Source organism: Cocleimonas sp. KMM 6892, assembly GCF_035798195.1.
In the GTDB taxonomy this organism is placed as follows: domain Bacteria; phylum Pseudomonadota; class Gammaproteobacteria; order Thiotrichales; family Thiotrichaceae; genus Cocleimonas; species Cocleimonas flava.
Genome location: NZ_JAPFBV010000005.1, coordinates 132,691 through 150,381 on the forward strand (window position 1 = coordinate 132,691; position 17,691 = coordinate 150,381).

The window sequence follows — 17,691 nt, forward strand, 5'->3', positions numbered from 1 at the left end:
TTTTTTTGGTTTTTCAGATGGATAGCAATAATTGTTTAAAATTCGGTTTACGCTTATTCCTTCTTTATCTATGTCTTTATCTATGTCTTTATCGATGTTTTGATTAACGTTTAATTAATGCTTGTTTAAAACGTTCAACAATATCTCCCGCAGGTTCTATCTCATTTATACCTGCCACGCTTTTTCCGGCTTGCCAGTATTCCTGTTTACCCGTTTCATCCATCGAAGACTTACGTAATTTAAACGCTGCCCGAATAGTATAAAACATTCTCATCCAGTGCTTACCTTTGGGATGTTTCAATAACCAGCTAGCAAACTTCCCTGGCTTTGTGCCCTGAGACTGAATTAAGTCCGTATTGATGATTGAAACAGGGACGCCTGTAATGCGTTCACTCAATACAATATCATCTTCATCGGCTTTAACGATTGCTTCTTTATAAGGTACGCTACTAGTGCACTCTTTAGTTGCAATAAAGCGAGTACCTAACTGACACGCCGCAAAACCCATGTCCATTGCTTCGACATATTGTTGTTCGTTTCCTATCCCGCCAGCGCATACAATGGGTACATTGAAACCCTGTAACTCATCCAGCAATTGTTGCTTGCTTTTCGCACCGGCATGTCCGCCTGCCCGGTTATTCACCGCGATCAAACCATGCGCGCCGCCATCAATACCTTTTTGCGCCCATTTCTTTTCAGTGACATCGTGGTAAACAATACCACCGTGTGGCTCTACGGCATCAACCACCCATTTTGGATTACCTAAAGACGTGATAAAAAAGCGTACGCCTTCTTCCAAAGCGATATCGACCCACTCCACCATTTTATCATGGTAGCGTTTTGATGATTTTTCAATCAACGCATTCATCCCGATTGGATTATCTGTAATTGCTTTGATGTCTCGTAGGGCTTGTCTGAAGTCCTGCTTATGGACAAAGGTAAGCGATACCGGCTGCACCACTCCCAATCCACCTGCTTTTGATACAGCTGCTACCAATTCTAAATTCGAACAAGGGTACATAGGTCCGCAAATGAGTGGAACTTCAACTTTTGCATGTTCGGTAAATGCTGTCTTCATAGGAGAATGCCCCGAGTTTATTTTTGTTGTAGTAATTATGTCTGTTACAGAAGCCAGGCTCATTTTGTCGACTTACTCTCGGTTGCGGGGGAAAGTAACCAATGTACTTTCAAACGTGATACTACATCTCCGTCAGCATCTTTTATCACCGCATCAACGATTGTGGTGGTTTTCTCCGTGACATTAGCAGGTGGATTAGCGTGCCCTTCTGCAATCAAACGACCACGAGCTTTCTTAACATATTCAATTTCCAAGTTAACCACTATGGCTTTGGTTGATGTTGAAATACACGACATCATTGCCAACCCACTGGCCATTTCACCTAAATTCGCCAACGCTATTGCATGAATACTTTTCAAATGGTTTCGAACGGCTCTTCTATCTTTAAGTGCAACTTTTACATAACCCGGTTCAAGCGTTAACACCTGAGCGCCGATAGATCCCGTATAAGGTACAGCACGACCCAGAAGAATATTATAGAGAAAGCGACCTGCTTTGTTATGGCCCAACTTATTCCAGAGTTGAATAACGCGATGCCCAGATACGTTTGAAGGTTTTAAGGTTTGCTGATGTGTTGTTTCCAAGGTTGCTCCTCAAAAAGCTCATAAAGTAAGTTACTTATGAACGATTCTTTATTAATTAGTATAGTAGAAAATGGTTAAAAACTAACCATTAAAAGCCTTATCAGATTGTAAATATTCGATTTCTTGCGCAGTACTTTGCCGGCCTAAAATCGCATTTCGATGTGGGAATCTCCCGAATTTAACAATGAGTCCTCTATGGTGCTCAGCAAAACGCGTATTGCCATTTAGCTTCCTTCGCTTAAAACATTCGACGGATAAATCCTGATCACTCAGGTTTTCACTGTGCATAAGAGGCATGTACAAAAACGACAGCTGGCTATCGTCAATTTCATCATCAAACCCATATTCAATGGCATGCTTTGTAACAGTCACAGCCTGTTGTTCTGTCGAGAAGGATTTTGCTTCTCCTCTAAACATATTCAAAGGAAATTGATCCAGAACAATACACAAAGCTAAACAGCCATCCGCACTATCCTTCCATGAATCCAGTTGATGATTTGCCCCCTCCTCCCAAAGGGATTCAAATTTCATCCTGATATGCGTATCCAATTCGGGGGTAGATGAAAACCATTGCTTTTTCATCTCATCGCTATACCAGAATGACAATACTTCAGAAATTCGATCATCTTCTTTCATGCGATACCTTTAGTGCTTATGTGGTGCTTATGTGGTGGTTATGTAGTGTTAATGACCGTTAAATACTTACACGAAATCCGGAAAAAATAAAAAGCGAGCGTTCGCTCTATTTAAATGAATATTACAGGCGAACAACAAAACTTGTCGAATAAGTATTTATTATTGACTTGATAATTAAATATAATTAACCGTTTTTAATTCGCCACGTAACATCCAAGGCTTGTTTATTTTCAATAACATCATGCACCCTAAATACAAGAACACCTGCCTGAACTCCTAATACAGTTGTCGCACAAGTACCAGCAACACGCTGCTCAGGATTTTTTTCCCCTTGTTTATCGCCATTCCTTGCGCCGATAATTTCACCTATAAAGCGTTTACGGCTGGTTCCTAGTAATATCGGATAACCCAGATTGACTAACGATTCCAAATTAGACAGTAAAGCCAGATTGTGTTCCAGTAACTTGCCAAAACCTATTCCAGGGTCGAGAATAATATTAGCTTTAGGAACACCAGAAGCCTGTGCCAGTTCCGCACGCTCTTTCAAATAGTGTTTAACCTCAGCACAAACATCTTCGTAAAAAGGAGCATCCTGCATGGTTTTCGATTTGCCCTGACGATGCATTAACACAATTGGTACATTCTTATCCGCGGCTAATCTAAGAATTTCCTCAGAACCATCGGCGCTTACCGAATCTTCACCGGCGGAAATATCATTGATCCAGTTTGCGCCGGCATCAATCGCGACTTCCGCCACTTTATTAGACGTGGTATCTACACTTATGGTGATATCTTTATCTTGCTGACGAATGCCTTCGATGACGGGAACCACTCTGGCAATTTGTTCATCGGCAGACACCTCATCCGCACCAGGGCGAGTCGATTCACCCCCAATATCAATAATCGTAGCGCCTTGTTTCATCATTTCAAACGCGCGTTTAATCGCCACTTCTGTTTGATAGTTCTGCCCACCATCAGAAAAACTATCTGGCGTAACATTGAGGATTCCCATTATTTGTGGCGTAGTAATATTTAACATGGTTTTTCAGGCTATAAAAGTTATCGGGTTATTTACGGTGTTGTCGTTTAAAAATGTTTTGTCGTTTTAAAAATTGTTTTGTCATACAAATTTAAAATAAGGTCATTACTATAGGTTTTTATTAAAACACACCCCCCTACTTATGAGCCATTTTTCAAGTTTAATTTCTAATCAAATTCTTATTCAACTCTTATTCAACTTTGATCAAACTCTAATAAAGCCCGGTGATACCCTAAAAACACTAACAAACAAAACCGATATCTAAATAGAAAAGCAAACCAAGCACATATAATTTTATTTTATTTGCTTAAACTAAAACCTCTATATTATGATAAACAAATACTTACCATTGGAAAAAGTAATTCCAACCATGATAAAAGTTGTAACGTTCTTAACAATATCGTTAAGTTTTCTTTCTGCCTGTAGCCATGCCCCCATCAAGGTTAGCAACAAGAATCCTAAACCTAAAACTAGCTCCAATGCCAATCACTTTAGCATTGGCATGATGCGTATTGCCCCAAATATCTACGTTGACCCTAAGATGTCAACCCATCAAAGAGAACAACTTTTATCTAACATCAAACAATCCAAAGAAAGTATTCATACCTTTTTTGGTGGCACAGAGTCATCGCCCAAGATATACGCCTGCTCGACAAGAAAGTGCTTCAAAAAATTTGGCGGCGTATATGCAAATGCCAAGACCATTAATGATGATACGGTTTTTCTATCCAACAAAGGACAGAATAAAACCACCATCACCCATGAGCTCGCACATGCCGAGTTCAACAAACGCTTAGGCAAATCTCACTGGAATAAAGTACCGATGTGGTTTGATGAAGGTTTAGCCGTATTGATTTGCAAAAACCCGAAATACGCAAAAACAGTCCCGACAATGCCTTTGAATAAACTAAAAACTCACGACCAATGGCTAGATGCAGTTCGTGATGAGAAACCCGTTTATAATATCGCCAGACAGGCAATGGAAAACTGGTATAAAGGAGTTGGTGCCAAGGGTTTACATGACTTGATCGCACGCCTTAAGAAAGGCGAAGACGTTGCATTTGCTAAAACAGTCAGTTCAGTCCAGCAATACACCAAGCTTTAATACTTTTAGTTCTTTTAATACCAAAGCCACCCCCCTACTTTGGAGCGTTTTTTTCAAACGTTATATTAGCTATTAATATATTAATGGATATGTCAGATTAAGATACTTCATCCTGACCTGCTCAATATCTTGAGTAGATCTAATCAATGTTCTTACCAATTCTCTTGCCAATATTCTTACCAAGAATAACCACCAAAATCCCACCCAGTACCAGCAATGATGAAACTATCAACATAGTAGTGATCTCTTCGCTAACGAAAATGACACCACCTATCGCCGCGATTATGGGCACCGATAACTGAATGATTGCTGCCTTTGTGATAGTCAAACCCGACAGAGCAGAATACCAAATGGCATAGCCTAGTCCAGACGTTACACTGCCAGAAAGTATCGCCAATAACACACCTTGGCTGGATAGCTGGGCTTTATCAACAGTGAAAAAAATCAGCAGTAATATAAAGGGCAAGGTTCTTAAAAAGTTATTCGTCGTATCTAACAAGGGATTCTGGGATCCTCTGCCGGCTAGTGTATAAAACGCCCAGGCGATGCCTGACAATGTCATCAATCCAAAACCACTCAAGGATGGTGCTGCAGCTCCTGGAACCAAAAACAAAACCAATCCGGAAAATGCCAAACATAGACCTATCCACTCTATCGGAATCAGGCTTTTACCCTGCAATAAACCTGTCAAAATCATAGTGACCTGAACCACGCCGAATAAAATCAACGCACCTGTTCCCGTATCTAATGAAATGTAGGCATACGAGAAAGTGATTCCATATAGAAATAAAAGAAAAGCAGATAACCAACTGCCCTTTTTAAGGTTCACTTTTCCCTTTGTCTGGATGACCACTAGAAGCATTAGGAATACGATTCCGGAGAACAGTCTTATCGCAGTGAAACTGGCCGCATCAATGACATCACCTTTCAGAGCAAGTCGGCACAAAACAGAGTTTCCGGCAAAGGCCAAAAGTGCTAAGACCGTAAAAAGAATCGTTTTAATGGTGGCTCCCTCTTATATACATACGAAATAAATATGAATTGAATTTGCGTGTAAACAATGTGTAGATAGGCACTTGTTTAACACGGGATTTTAAAACACGATGAATTTATGCTTATACGAGATCCACATCAAATCCGATGCCTCACGAACAACTACTATAGCAATAGAAATCATGCAAAAGCTATCAGCTTAAGAGGTGCGTTTTCAAGAAAGCGCTACGATCAAAATGATGAATTGAACGCTGATCGTTTTGCCTCTCTCTCATTCATTTTTCACTAATATCTGTAAAAAGTGCCCCAAAGGTGGGGGGTGGCATAAGCAATAACGATTACAAAGTAATCACCAAATAGTTATCCACTTTATGTTGATAAAAACTCAGCCTTAATTCACTATTCATCATTACAACGATTGCCAAAAACACACGCTTTATGGCGCAGATATTAGGAATTCTATGGATCCAATTACTCAAGGCGCTTTTGGAGCAGTCTTTGCACAAACTCAGGGCAATGTTAAACACATCGCCAAAGCCGCCATTATTGGCGGGCTTGCAGGCATGGCGCCTGATTTAGATATTCTGATTCGCTCATCCGAAGATTCACTGTTAGCTATAGAATACCATCGTCATTTCACCCATTCTTTACTCTTTATTCCCATCGGCGGATTAATTTGTAGCTTATTTCTTCACCCTTTATTGGGGCGCCGTTTTGGCATCACCTTTTGGCAAACCCTTATCTGGTGCATCATTGGCTATGCAACACATGGCTTATTAGATGGCTGTACCAGTTACGGCACACAATTACTCTGGCCTTTGACGGACAAGCGTTTTTCCTGGGATGTAATTTCCGTAATCGACCCATTGGTTACTTTGCCCCTATTGGCCATGGTAATCATTGCAGCGAGAAGAAAAGCGCGTCGTTATGTCCTTTTCGGCCTCATCTGGATAGGTCTTTATTTTGGTTTATCGACTTATCAACACGCACGTGCGTTAGAAGAAGGCAAAAAACTCGCTGCAACTCGTGGGCTAGATACGTTGAGTATTGAAGCAAAACCCAGCTTTGCCAATATACTCATCTGGAAAATCATCACTGAAACAAACGACAGCTATCATGTGGATGCGATTAAAATAGGTCTCACAAAAGTAAAAACCTGGGAAGGAGATTCAGTAGAAAAGCTGGATATCGATAGAGATTTACCATGGTTAGACAAATCATCACAACAACGAAAAGATATCGAGCGATTTCGTTGGTTCTCAAATGGATACATAGCTTTAGATAAACAGAATCCTCATCGTGTTGTCGACATACGTTACTCACTATTACCGCATCAAATCATTCCTTTATGGGGGATCGAATTATCACCCAATGCCAAGCCTACTCAACATGTCGAGTTCTATAACGAACGTGGTGATAGTGGTGACGCACTGAAGGTGCTATGGGGCATGATTAAGGAGTAGAATTTTAGCCTGATAATTTTGACTTAGCGTTGTAAAGACACGTTGAACTTATTTTATAAAATACAGCCAAAACTACCATGAAAAATAGTCTGATTTTAAGTGCTCTTATATTTATTAGTCTAATGCTTACTGTTTCGCCAGCAATGTCTCAAGACTCATCACAAAACAATACCCACAAAGAACTCAACGCATTTCCTGCAGCTACAGCCGGAATGGAACGTTTTGTAATTTCCTTACCGCATAAAGAACGTGGCGAAGAAAACGCATTCAAAGTTGAGTTACTGCCAGGAAAAATGATGATGACAGATGGCGTGAACCGAATTCGCCTTGGAACTCGTATCGAATCTCGCCCATTAAAAGGCTGGGGTTATACTTATTACGAAGTAACAGGTAAAGATGTGGGTATGAGCACTATGATGGGGGTTCCCGCAGGTACACAATCGTTACAGACTTTCGTATCGGGGCAACCATTAACCATTGATTACAATAGCCGCTTACCGATTGTGATTTATGTACCGAAAGGGCAGTTAGTCAAATATCGTATCTGGAAGGCGGATGAAACATTCAGCTCGGCCAATCAGGGCTGAAAACACAACACATTAACTTATTCGCCCAATTTTCCATAAAACGTCATTCGTGCAGATTCTGACAAGGCAATATTAGGCTGCGAGTTATACGCCAAAACAACCAACATTCGAGTGCGCTCACCTTCATTGGGTGTCACTCGGTGTATCGCATTACGCCCTCTGAATAAAACTAGAGCGCCAGCATCCATCGATAATTGTTTCGGTGTTACTTTCCCATCAAGCACATCATTCACTGCATCGAAATTCATCTCACCCGCGTCCGCGTCTCGCACTTCTTTGATGTATTCAAACTGCCCACCTTTTTCAGTGGGCTGAATCATGAGGGTAATGGCAAACGACGAATTATCGAAATGCCACCCCAATTCCTGACCAGTCTTTGCGTAATGTAAATTAATTGAAGAGAGAGGATCGGCGTAAGGGTAAAGGGCATCTTCGCCAAACACATAACTCAAAAAATCTTTGAAGGGCGTCGCGTTATACAACACACGAAGTTCAGACTCTTCACCCACAATATCATCCGTAATACAGCCTTTAGAAGATTCTACCTGACGATTAAATGCGTGGTCATCAGGATACTCAGGATTCTTCTCGGTCAGATAAACATTGTGCAACTGACGACTGAAAAAAGCCTGATCTTGTTTCTGCTCACCTTCTTCGCGGATTGCGTTTAATGCCGTTTCAGTTAAAAAGCCAGGCATCGCTAAGGCACCTTTATTAGCCACCCTTTGACGTGCTTGCTCTTTAAAGGCGTCGTCCATAATCGGATAACGCTTTAAATCGATGATTTCTTCAAGTTTCAATCTGTTACATCGCCCTGCTTAAATTAATGGTTTAAACACACCCCCCTACTTTGGGGCAGTTTTTTAGACTGTTTGTTTTACCTTGTTACCTTTTTTAATCTTTTTTCATTAGGTGCTCATAACGAGCTTCATCTTCCTGCGCTTTAAATGCGGTTTTATAATCTTCAAGATTCTGAGTCAGCATGCGTTTAAATTCGTTGCTGAAAAATTCCGTAGCATTTTCTATTTCTGCTTCGTACGCATCTTTGTCTGGTGATTGTGATGCAACCACAAAGGAGCTGAATCTAGCAGTCGCAAAAAGCATTGCTGAACCTACATGATTGGTTTCTTTTTTATCACAATGTCCATTCGCCACATCGATAAATGTATCTGCCATTGCGTAAAATTCTTTGCTTTCTTGTTCGTTTAACTGATCGTCTGCCATGTGTTTTGCCGTGTAATAGTAAATAAAAAGGAAAATATAACCGCGCAGAGTGTGTAAACCAAATACTTTATTTATTTTTAACCTTAAAAAGCCCTTAATTTTATCACTTTAATAATGGACAGCACCCTTTACTGATACCCATCACAACAGTACAATAGCGCGGTTTTGACCCTCATCTCTGGAATATCCGTGGTGAGTCTTATTTTAATGATATTCGCATACTCGCGAATACACGTTTTTGGAGTATACTATCGTGGCTATTGAACGCACTATTTCTATCATCAAACCTGATGCAGTCGGTAAAGACGTTATCGGTGAAATCTATTCTCGCTTTGAAAAAGGCGGACTTAAAATCATTGCAGCTAAAATGAAGCACCTTTCTAAAGCTGACGCAGAAGGTTTTTACGCAGTACACAAAGAGCGTCCTTTCTTTGGTGATCTAGTTGAGTTCATGACTTCAGGTCCTGTAATGATTCAGGTTCTTGAAGGCGAAGATGCAGTGAGCAAAAACCGTGAACTTATGGGTGCTACTAACCCTGCTGAAGCAGACGCTGGAACTATCCGTGCTGATTTCGCTCAAAGCATTGACGAGAATGCAGTACATGGTTCAGACAGCTTAGAGAATGCACAGATCGAAACTGATTACTTCTTCTCAGCAGATGAAATCTGCCCACGTACTCGTTAATAATTTAATCTTAAAATTGTTAACGCAATTTTAGAGTAAAAACATAAAATGACTACAACAAAGAAAATCAACCTTCTGGATTATAATACAGAAGACTTAAAAGCCTTTTTCCTCGAGCGAGGAGAAAAGCCTTTTCGTGCCACGCAGATAATCAAATGGATTCATCAGCATGGCGTTGATAACTTTGATGACATGAGCAATGTGAGCAAAGCACTTCGCGAAGAATTACAGAATATTTCTGAAATTCGCGCACCTGAAGTAGCCATCGATGACAAATCAGAAGATGGTACACACAAGTGGTTGCTTAGACTTGAAGACGGTAACTGTATAGAAACCGTTTTCATTCCTGAAGATGGACGCGGAACGCTGTGTATTTCTTCACAGGTCGGCTGTGCACTTGACTGCACATTTTGTTCGACTGCTCGACAAGGCTTTAACCGTAATTTGACCGTTGGTGAAATCATCGGTCAATTATGGATAGCCAAGAAAATTCTACAACCTGATCCTGAATCTGACCGCGTTATTAGTAATGTGGTGATGATGGGAATGGGTGAACCATTGCTTAACTTTGAAAAAGTCGTTAAAGCGATGGAATTAATGCTTGATGACAATGCCTACGGACTAAGTAAACGTCGTGTTACTTTGAGTACGTCTGGTGTTGTGCCCGCTCTTGATCGCCTGCGCGACCGCGTTGATGTGAGTCTGGCAATTTCATTACATGCACCAAATGATGCATTGCGTGATCAGCTAGTCCCTGTAAACCGTAAATACCCTATCAAACAATTGCTCGATTCCTGTTTACGTTTTATGGACGGTAAAGCAGCTAGAGAAAAAATCACTATCGAATATGTGATGCTAGATAAGGTCAATGACAGCGACGAAAACGCACGAGAGTTGATAAAATTATTAAAGGATGTACCTGTAAAGGTGAATTTGATACCATTTAACCCGTTCCCCGAAACGCGTTATAAGCGATCTTCTAATAATAGAATTTATAGATTCAGGGAAATACTGGAAAGCGGTGGGCTAATCGTGATGACCAGGAAAACAAGAGGCGAAGATATCGACGCCGCTTGCGGGCAGTTAGCTGGAAAAGTTAATGACAAAAGTCGTAGAGAAGTACATTTTGCGCGGATAGAATCTTAATTCTGAACCTTCTATCGAAACTATGATCCTAATTTATAATGTAGCTTTTGGCTTTTTATAGCTTAAGATTTAAAAAAATAAGAATAGTTTGCTGATTACTTGCTAATCATCAATGCTTACGATGCTTACTAAAGGGGATTTTCAATGAGCACCATATATAGCTCCGGGATTACTGACATAAAAGCTTCGGTTAACAATGTTAACTCTTTTAACCTTATAAAAACCAAGACACTATTAACTTCTGCATTTATTGCAAGCGCTTTATTTCTGAGTGCATGTTCTTCTACTACCGTTAAATCTAGCGAAGCTTCAAATTATAATTCTGATTTAGGTATCCGTTATTTACAAAAAGGTCGTTTGAACCTTGCCAATGAAAAGTTATTAAAAGCCCTTGAGCAAAACCCAAATTCAGCACAATCGAATCATTACTATGCGATTTTGCAGCAGAAATTAGGCAACACAAAAAAAGCAGAAACGTATTTTCTGAAAGCAGTAAATATTAGTCCTAAAAACCCTGAAATCAGGAACAACTACGGTTCTTTTTTATGCGACTCAGGACGCCCACAGGCAGCGATTAAACAGTTTAACGTTGCAATTAACGACCCACTATATCGTACTCCTGAATTTGCCTATACTAATGCTGGAATTTGCTTAAGAAAAACCAACAACGATGCTAAAGCCGAAACTTATTTTCGTCAGGCGCTAAAGAAAAAATCAGCTTTCCCTTCCGCATTACTAGAAATGGCGAAGCTATATAGTGATCGCGGGAATTATCCAAGAGCACAAGCATTCATGTTACGCTATGAGAGTGTGGGACATTCATCTCCAGAAGCATTAGAGCTCTGTAGTAAAATCAACACTAAAATGGGTGACCACGCAAAAGCTGGAAAATGTAAAGCCGCATTATTAAGACTTTTCCCAGCCAGCAAAGAAGCACAACAGGCTAACTAACATCTCAGCATCACTGACCCATACAACTGCACAACTAACCAGACACGAAGATTCAATGGCCAAAGAAAAAAATAAAACGGAACAACCAGTCGTCCTCGAAGGCGAATTACAGGCTCGCCTGATTCAACTTCGAGAGGATGCTGGTTATTCGACATCGCAACTCGCTGATGCGATGTGCTTATCTGAAGAAGTAATTCTTCACCTCGAAAATGAAGACTTCGACCAGTTAGCCGAACCACCGTATGTACGCGGATATTTACGCAACTATGCGAAACTTGGTGACACGGATCCTAACGAGCTGATTAATCGCTATGAATCATTACGTGGTGCCGATGCAAATGAACTCAATTATCAGATAAAGACATCAGCTAATATCGATATCAGCAAACGTAAAAGCATGTCCCCTATCTGGGCACAGCTCATTTTACTGGCCTTTTTAATAGGTGGTATTAGCCTGTTAGCCATGATTCCTGGTGTTAACCAATGGTTTAAAACCACGTGGAGTAGCTTATCGACACAGTTGCAATCACCTAACGGTGAATCTGGTAGCAATCCTTTGCTAACTGGATCTTTACCTGTACCCGTCCCGTTACCTGATAGCGATCTTCCTGATAACAATAACACCACTAATCTTCCATTGAATATTGGAAATAACCAGACAAACACGACTGCAAACAATCAAAACAATGCTACAAGCACTGATACACCAAACACTCAAACAGAAACTGCCGCGGATACCTCAAACACCGCTGAAGCGGCAACAGAAGATACTCAACAAGCAACTAACACAGAAACAAGCACAACAAATGACGCTAACACTTCAGACGAGAACACAGAACAAGCTTCCGCTGACGAAGAAACACCTTCAACAGGATCAAGTGATCAGCTAAAGATTAAATTAGTGTTCAATAAAGATGTCTGGTTAAGAATCAGAAACAAAGATAACAAAACCGTATTTGAAGGCTTGAACAAAGTAGGCACCAATAAAGACCTAACCATCGAAAAACCTTTAACTTTTAGAGTAGGAAATGCTCAGGGTTTATCACTATTTGTTGATGACAAAGCGGTTGATATCAGCCAGTATATCAATGGCAGTATTGCCAATTTCACCTTAGAATAAACGTTTAATAGTTTCAGGAACAAGTTCGGTATACATAATGGCAAAAAATCTGCAATCAGTTCGCGGAATGCGAGACATTCTCCCTGAACAATCCTCCTCCTGGCAATATATCGAAAACACCGCACGCCTGCTTTTTAACAGTTATGGCTATAGCGAGTTACGTACCCCAATTATCGAATCTACCGACCTTTTTAAACGCTCGATTGGCGATGCCACCGATATCGTTGAAAAAGAGATGTACACCTTTGAAGACAGAAATGGCGATAGCCTAACATTACGCCCCGAAGGTACTGCAGGCTGTGTGAGAGCGGGAATACAACACGGTATATTTCACAACCAACAACAACGCATCTGGTACATTGGTCCCATGTTTCGCCATGAACGCCCTCAAAAAGGACGTTACAGAGGATTTTATCAGGCAGGCATTGAAACCTATGGCATTGATGGCCCTGAAATAGACGCAGAAGTAATAGCAATTGCTGCTCGCTTCTGGAAGAAACTTGGCTTTAAAAACGTAAGGCTTGAAATCAACTCACTTGGCAGCAATGAAGCACGCCAACAATATCGAGATGTGTTAATCGAATATTTTAGCGCTCATCAAGACCAACTCGATGAAGATTCTCAAAGACGTTTACACAAAAATCCACTTAGAATTCTGGATACCAAAAACCCATCGATGAAAGAGTTGGTTGAGAATGCCCCCAACCTACTCGACTATCTAGATGAAGAATCTAAAATACACTTTGAAGGATTGAAACAACGCCTGGACCAAATCGGCATTAGTTACCAGGTTAACTCGCGCCTGGTTCGTGGCATCGATTACTATAACCGAACTGTTTTTGAATGGATTACTGAAGACCTCGGATCGCAAGGCACTATTTGCGCAGGCGGCAGGTACGATGGTTTAGTAAAACAATTAGGCGGAAGAGAAACGTCAGCCTGCGGTTTTGGCATTGGCTTGGATCGACTTCAACTACTGGTTGAAGAGCAAGGTCTTAATAAGAATGAAACACTCCCACACGCTTACTTTGTGATGGCAGGAGATGGGGCTGAATTAGCAGGTACTGCTTTAGCTGAGTCATTACGCGACTCAAACCCTGAGCTACGCTTAATGTGTAATGCAGGTTCAGGCAGTTTTAAATCTCAGCTCAAACGTGCCGATAAATCTGGAGCGGCTTTTGCCTTAATACTTGGAGAGAGCGAGTTAAATAATAACGAAATCACAGTGAAGCCTTTATTGAAAAGCTTACAAGACGATTTCCAACAACAAACCTTAGCGCAAGATGCGCTAAGCGAATTCATAGCAGAACATATTATCAACATGGTATAGTCGCACCACCTTAAGAAATACCGTATTGAAAGACACAATTTATTTATAGGACAGTAACAGAAATGGCAGATTACGATCTTAAATCAGATGAAGAAAAAGCAGAAGAACTGAAAGCCTGGTGGCGTTCAAACGGAACCTCTGTAATTGCAGGCGTTGCCCTTACCGTTGGCGGCATGTTTGGCTGGAATTACTGGAAAGAACACAAAGTAACTCAGTCTGAAGGCGCTTCAAAACTATATGCTCAGCTTGGCCAGGAAGGCACTGACTCTGCAGAAATATTGAAAAAACTCAATGATGAATACAGTGGCACGTCGTATTCATATCTAGCCGCTTTAGAATCTGCAAAAACCAGCTGTGAAGCAGGTAAAACAGATGACTGTATAGCGCAATTAAAAAAAGCTGCTGAGAGCCCACAAGATAGTCTCGCAAATCTGGCTAAACTTCGTCTCGCTAGAGCGCTAGTGAGTACCGGCAAATTAGATGAAGCTAAATCAATTCTTGCTGAAAAAATGCCAGCGTCATACCAATCACTGGTTAGTGAGTTAAATGGCGATATCCATTTTGCCAAGAAAGAGTTGAAACAGGCATACGAAGCATACGATAAAGCTATTTTGAGCGCAGGTGATCAAAATACACAGTTGTTAAAAATGAAGCGCGATGATCTGGGTAACCAACTAAAAAGCGGAGCTTAAATAGTGACTTTAAAACCTTACGTACTGCTTTTAATCGGGCTATTCGCTCTACAAAGTGGATGCAGCCAAATTACTGGAAAGAAATCTGGCCCAGCACCACTTAAAGCGTTAAAAGCCGTCACTCCTACCATAAAAGCTAGCACTGATTGGCAAGTTGCTACAGGAAGCGCAATGGGGGAGAACAAGGTTCACCCATTTATCGACAAACAATATGTCTTTGTTGCTGGCGGCACTTTTGCCAGCGCATGGCAAAAAAGCAACGGCAAAATGTTGTGGAGAAGCGCTATTGGCGAAACCATTAGCGCAGGCGTTAATGGTAATTTCAGCAATTCAAATACTGTTAATACCAATCAGGTATTTATAGGTACCATAAATGGCAATGCGATTTCACTGGATGCCAAAACGGGTAAAATTCTCTGGATCGAAAGACTCAGTAGCGAAATACTTTCTGTGTCTGCCAGCGCCAACAATAGAGTCATATTCAGAACCGTTGATGGCAAACTTCATGCGTTACAAGTCAATACCGGAGAGTTAGTCTGGCAGCGTTCTCAACGCCCCCCTGCCCTTAGTCAATTAGGCGCCGGTGTACCAATATTAGTACCACCATTAGTGATCGCAGGGTTTGATAACGGCAAGGTAGCTGCATACAACATTGAAAATGGTCAGGGAATTTGGGAAGCAATTCTAGCCTTGCCTCGTGCCAGCACTGAGCCAGAACAAATCACAGACGTCGATGGAAAAATCAAACAACTCGGTAACGCTTTATTTGCCGCATCAATGAATGGTAGTTCTACTGGAATTAATATCGAGAATGGCAAAAAAGCCTGGTCTCGCGCCTATTCAACACCCACAGGTGTTAACGCAAACCAATTGGGACTTTACAGTAGCGATGACAAAGGCAACGTCTGGAAATATGATCCGCAAACTGGAGAACCAGTATGGAGCATGGACGACCTTCAAAGACGATTACCTTCAGTGCCAGCTATTGTAGGAAGCTCAGATATTGTCATTACTGACAAAGAAGGCAATATTCACTGGATAAACGCAACGAATGGAAAGTTCAGCGCGAGAAGCAAAGGTGATCCACGTGGTTATTCAATCGAGCCTGAAGTAGATGGAAACAGTATCTTTGCTTTAGGTAAAGGCGGGATTTTAACCAAAGTGACTAAACGTTAAATTTGTTGTTAATCAGCAAAAACACACATCTATAAAAATCAAAACACACCCCCCTACTTATAGGGGGTTTTTTGTGCATTTATTTTGCGCTATTCTTTCTAAACCAATCGAGCAGACCAAGCGTAGAACTATCATGCTCATATAGGTTTTCACCGTCTTCGAGCTCTTCAAGAATATTTTTCGCTAGCTTCTTGCCTAGCTCAACACCCCACTGATCATAAGAATTTAGATTCCATACGATACCCTGAACAAAAATTTTGTGTTCGTACATCGCCAACAAAGAGCCTAAAGCTTTTGGCGTCAATTTCTTGATAACGATTGAATTACTAGGCTGATTTCCACTAAAAATCATATGAGGCAAACGTTTCTCTGCCTTATGAAGTTCGATATCAGCTTCCTTTAACTGTTCTCGCGTCTTTTCCATCGTCCTTCCCTTCATCAACGCTTCTGTTTGCGCGAGGAAGTTAGAAGCAAGGATGTCACAATGTTCTTTATGATTGCCGTGAGATTGAATCGACGCAATAAAATCCGTCGGGATTAAACGCGTACCTTGGTGCAATAACTGGTAGAAAGCGTGCTGACCATTAATACCCTCAGCTCCCCAAATAATTTTTCCTGTTGAGTAAGTTGCCTGCCTACCTTCTCGATCGACAGATTTTCCATTGCTCTCCATATCTGCCTGCTCAAGATAAGCGGGTAGCATACGCAAGTTATGATCATAAGGAAGAACAGCGCTGGATTCCGCATGGAAGAAGTTACCATACCAGATTCCTAGCATTGCCAGAATCACCGGAATATTCTGATCAAGTGGTTGCTCTTGAAAATGATTATCCATTTCATGAGCGCCTTCCAGCATTTCGATGAAGTTATCCATGCCAACATAAATCGCACTAGCCAGACCTACGGCAGACCATAATGAATAACGTCCGCCCACCCAATCCCAGAAACGGAACATATTGACCGGGTCTATTCCAAATTTTTCTACTTCTTTCTCATTTGTTGACACTGCGACAAAGTGTTTTGAGATATCGCCTTCAGTAACACGCCCAGCGCCTTCTAAAAACCACTTTTTCGCAGTATTGGCATTAGTGAGTGTTTCCTGTGTGGTGAAGGTTTTAGACGCCACAATGAACAACGTAGTTTCAGGACGAAGATAACTAAGCATCTGGCCGATGTGCGAACCATCTACATTCGATACAAAATGTACACGAAGGCTTTTGTGCGAATAAGGCTCTAATGCCCGACAAACCATATTAGGGCCTAAATCAGAACCACCAATACCAATGTTAACTACATTAGTGATGGGTAGGCCGGCATAGCCAATCCATTGTCCATTACGCACCTTGTCCGAGAAATCCCGCATTTTCTCTAGCTCGGCATCGACCAGCGGCATGACGTTTTCATCATCCACAAAAACAGGTTTGCCCGATCTGTTTCTAAGCGCCGTATGTAATACTGCTCTACCTTCAGTATTATTGATTTTCTCACCAGAAAACATTTTATCGCGCCACTTTTCCACCCCCGCTTGTTCGGCCAGTGAAAACAGCAATTTCATCGTCACGTCGGTAACGCGGTTTTTGGAATAGTCCAACAACATATCATTGAACTGAATAGAATATTTCTTGAATCTTTCAGGATCTTGATCGAAGAGCTCGACCATATGGACTTTTTCTACACGCTCAAAATGTTCAAGCAGTGCAACCCAGGCGGGTGTATTGATTAGAGGTGACTTAGCGTTCAGAATGACTCTTGCAGGTCTCATATTTATTCTCTGATAACTTTTTAGTAATTATAATTGACTAACTTAAGGAGCCTTATAGATGGTCTATATGATTCCGGATACATCAACTACAACTCGCACTGTTACAGCCCAGTAAAGCGC

Annotated in this window: 18 protein-coding genes; 10 read left to right on the top strand and 8 right to left on the bottom strand. The window is 41.2% G+C overall.

All coding sequences use genetic code 11. The features are described 5' to 3' along the window. Positions 1–103 precede the first annotated feature (103 nt). The 4 genes from OO007_RS14470 to folP all read right to left on the bottom strand — a co-directional run bounded on the left by OO007_RS14470 (position 104) and on the right by folP (position 3,337). Positions 104–1,078, bottom strand: coding sequence for an NAD(P)H-dependent flavin oxidoreductase (locus OO007_RS14470; protein ID WP_131906796.1), 975 nt, complete (start codon positions 1,076–1,078; stop codon positions 104–106). Positions 1,079–1,137: 59 nt separating this feature from the next. After that, on the bottom strand, positions 1,138–1,662 hold the full coding sequence (locus OO007_RS14475) for a DUF4442 domain-containing protein (protein WP_325809337.1): 525 nt from the start codon (positions 1,660–1,662) through the stop codon (positions 1,138–1,140). 81 nt (positions 1,663–1,743) lie between these two features. After that, the gene (locus tag OO007_RS14480; protein ID WP_325809338.1) at positions 1,744–2,298 is read right to left on the bottom strand and encodes a DUF924 family protein; all 555 of its coding nucleotides are present in this window, start codon (positions 2,296–2,298) and stop codon (positions 1,744–1,746) included. Positions 2,299–2,482: 184 nt separating this feature from the next. Further along, positions 2,483–3,337 carry a dihydropteroate synthase gene (gene folP, locus OO007_RS14485; RefSeq protein WP_325809339.1) on the bottom strand — a complete coding sequence of 285 codons (855 nt, stop codon included), beginning with the start codon at positions 3,335–3,337 and terminating at the stop codon, positions 2,483–2,485. A 370-nt stretch (positions 3,338–3,707) separates the two neighbouring features. On the opposite strand from folP, the gene OO007_RS14490 reads away from it, so the two are divergent. Next, the gene (locus OO007_RS14490) at positions 3,708–4,442 is read left to right on the top strand and encodes a hypothetical protein (protein ID WP_131906800.1); all 735 of its coding nucleotides are present in this window, start codon (positions 3,708–3,710) and stop codon (positions 4,440–4,442) included. 139 nt (positions 4,443–4,581) lie between these two features. On the opposite strand, the gene OO007_RS14495 is transcribed toward OO007_RS14490, so the two are convergent. Then, the gene (locus OO007_RS14495) at positions 4,582–5,445 is read right to left on the bottom strand and encodes a DMT family transporter (RefSeq protein ID WP_325809511.1); all 864 of its coding nucleotides are present in this window, start codon (positions 5,443–5,445) and stop codon (positions 4,582–4,584) included. A gap of 451 nt (positions 5,446–5,896) precedes the next feature. On the opposite strand from OO007_RS14495, the gene OO007_RS14500 reads away from it, so the two are divergent. Both OO007_RS14500 and OO007_RS14505 read left to right on the top strand, forming a co-directional pair. Beyond that, the gene (locus OO007_RS14500) at positions 5,897–6,898 is read left to right on the top strand and encodes a metal-dependent hydrolase (RefSeq protein ID WP_325809340.1); all 1,002 of its coding nucleotides are present in this window, start codon (positions 5,897–5,899) and stop codon (positions 6,896–6,898) included. A 77-nt stretch (positions 6,899–6,975) separates the two neighbouring features. Further along, on the top strand, positions 6,976–7,485 hold the full coding sequence (locus tag OO007_RS14505; protein ID WP_325809341.1) for an ecotin family protein: 510 nt from the start codon (positions 6,976–6,978) through the stop codon (positions 7,483–7,485). Between the two features lie 17 nt (positions 7,486–7,502). Here OO007_RS14505 and OO007_RS14510 read toward each other — a convergent pair whose 3' ends face one another. Both OO007_RS14510 and OO007_RS14515 read right to left on the bottom strand, forming a co-directional pair. Further along, the gene (locus OO007_RS14510; protein ID WP_325809342.1) at positions 7,503–8,285 is read right to left on the bottom strand and encodes a HalD/BesD family halogenase; all 783 of its coding nucleotides are present in this window, start codon (positions 8,283–8,285) and stop codon (positions 7,503–7,505) included. A gap of 94 nt (positions 8,286–8,379) precedes the next feature. Further along, positions 8,380–8,709: a DUF3144 domain-containing protein gene (locus OO007_RS14515; protein ID WP_131906804.1), complete on the bottom strand. Its 330-nt coding sequence runs from the start codon at positions 8,707–8,709 to the stop codon at positions 8,380–8,382. Between the two features lie 253 nt (positions 8,710–8,962). Here OO007_RS14515 and ndk point away from each other — a divergent pair, with 253 nt between their 5' ends. The 7 genes from ndk (at position 8,963) to OO007_RS14550 (ending at position 15,809) form a co-directional block, all read left to right on the top strand. Next, positions 8,963–9,394, top strand: coding sequence for a nucleoside-diphosphate kinase (gene ndk, locus OO007_RS14520; RefSeq protein WP_131906805.1), 432 nt, complete (start codon positions 8,963–8,965; stop codon positions 9,392–9,394). A gap of 48 nt (positions 9,395–9,442) precedes the next feature. Then, complete coding sequence (gene rlmN / locus OO007_RS14525) at positions 9,443–10,540, top strand: 23S rRNA (adenine(2503)-C(2))-methyltransferase RlmN (RefSeq protein WP_131906806.1); 1,098 nt, start codon at positions 9,443–9,445, stop codon at positions 10,538–10,540. Between the two features lie 144 nt (positions 10,541–10,684). Continuing rightward, entirely contained in the window at positions 10,685–11,491 is an 807-nt protein-coding gene (gene pilW / locus OO007_RS14530) for a type IV pilus biogenesis/stability protein PilW (protein WP_325809343.1), read from the top strand. 55 nt (positions 11,492–11,546) lie between these two features. Continuing rightward, a complete protein-coding gene (locus OO007_RS14535; protein WP_131906808.1) occupies positions 11,547–12,611 on the top strand; it encodes a RodZ domain-containing protein in 1,065 nt (354 codons plus the stop codon). A gap of 37 nt (positions 12,612–12,648) precedes the next feature. Continuing rightward, positions 12,649–13,941 carry a histidine--tRNA ligase gene (gene hisS, locus OO007_RS14540; RefSeq protein WP_325809344.1) on the top strand — a complete coding sequence of 431 codons (1,293 nt, stop codon included), beginning with the start codon at positions 12,649–12,651 and terminating at the stop codon, positions 13,939–13,941. Positions 13,942–14,003: 62 nt separating this feature from the next. Further along, complete coding sequence (locus tag OO007_RS14545) at positions 14,004–14,633, top strand: YfgM family protein (RefSeq protein ID WP_131906810.1); 630 nt, start codon at positions 14,004–14,006, stop codon at positions 14,631–14,633. Between the two features lie 3 nt (positions 14,634–14,636). Continuing rightward, positions 14,637–15,809 carry a PQQ-binding-like beta-propeller repeat protein gene (locus OO007_RS14550; RefSeq protein ID WP_325809345.1) on the top strand — a complete coding sequence of 391 codons (1,173 nt, stop codon included), beginning with the start codon at positions 14,637–14,639 and terminating at the stop codon, positions 15,807–15,809. Between the two features lie 79 nt (positions 15,810–15,888). Here OO007_RS14550 and pgi read toward each other — a convergent pair whose 3' ends face one another. Then, on the bottom strand, positions 15,889–17,571 hold the full coding sequence (gene pgi / locus OO007_RS14555; protein WP_325809346.1) for a glucose-6-phosphate isomerase: 1,683 nt from the start codon (positions 17,569–17,571) through the stop codon (positions 15,889–15,891). Between the last annotated feature and the right edge of the window lie 120 nt (positions 17,572–17,691).

Excerpts from the sequence above, each read along its gene's own strand:
- OO007_RS14470 (WP_131906796.1), bottom strand. The coding sequence starts at position 1,078 with ATGAAGACAGCATTTACCGAACATGCAAAAGTTGAAGTTCCACTCATT.
- OO007_RS14480 (WP_325809338.1), bottom strand. The coding sequence starts at position 2,298 with ATGAAAGAAGATGATCGAATTTCTGAAGTATTGTCATTCTGGTATAGC.
- folP (WP_325809339.1), bottom strand. The coding sequence starts at position 3,337 with ATGTTAAATATTACTACGCCACAAATAATGGGAATCCTCAATGTTACG.
- OO007_RS14490 (WP_131906800.1), top strand. The coding sequence starts at position 3,708 with ATGATAAAAGTTGTAACGTTCTTAACAATATCGTTAAGTTTTCTTTCT.
- OO007_RS14500 (WP_325809340.1), top strand. The coding sequence starts at position 5,897 with ATGGATCCAATTACTCAAGGCGCTTTTGGAGCAGTCTTTGCACAAACT.
- OO007_RS14505 (WP_325809341.1), top strand. The coding sequence starts at position 6,976 with ATGAAAAATAGTCTGATTTTAAGTGCTCTTATATTTATTAGTCTAATG.
- OO007_RS14515 (WP_131906804.1), bottom strand. The coding sequence starts at position 8,709 with ATGGCAGACGATCAGTTAAACGAACAAGAAAGCAAAGAATTTTACGCA.
- rlmN (WP_131906806.1), top strand. The coding sequence starts at position 9,443 with ATGACTACAACAAAGAAAATCAACCTTCTGGATTATAATACAGAAGAC.
- pilW (WP_325809343.1), top strand. The coding sequence starts at position 10,685 with ATGAGCACCATATATAGCTCCGGGATTACTGACATAAAAGCTTCGGTT.
- OO007_RS14535 (WP_131906808.1), top strand. The coding sequence starts at position 11,547 with ATGGCCAAAGAAAAAAATAAAACGGAACAACCAGTCGTCCTCGAAGGC.
- hisS (WP_325809344.1), top strand. The coding sequence starts at position 12,649 with ATGGCAAAAAATCTGCAATCAGTTCGCGGAATGCGAGACATTCTCCCT.
- OO007_RS14545 (WP_131906810.1), top strand. The coding sequence starts at position 14,004 with ATGGCAGATTACGATCTTAAATCAGATGAAGAAAAAGCAGAAGAACTG.
- pgi (WP_325809346.1), bottom strand. The coding sequence starts at position 17,571 with ATGAGACCTGCAAGAGTCATTCTGAACGCTAAGTCACCTCTAATCAAT.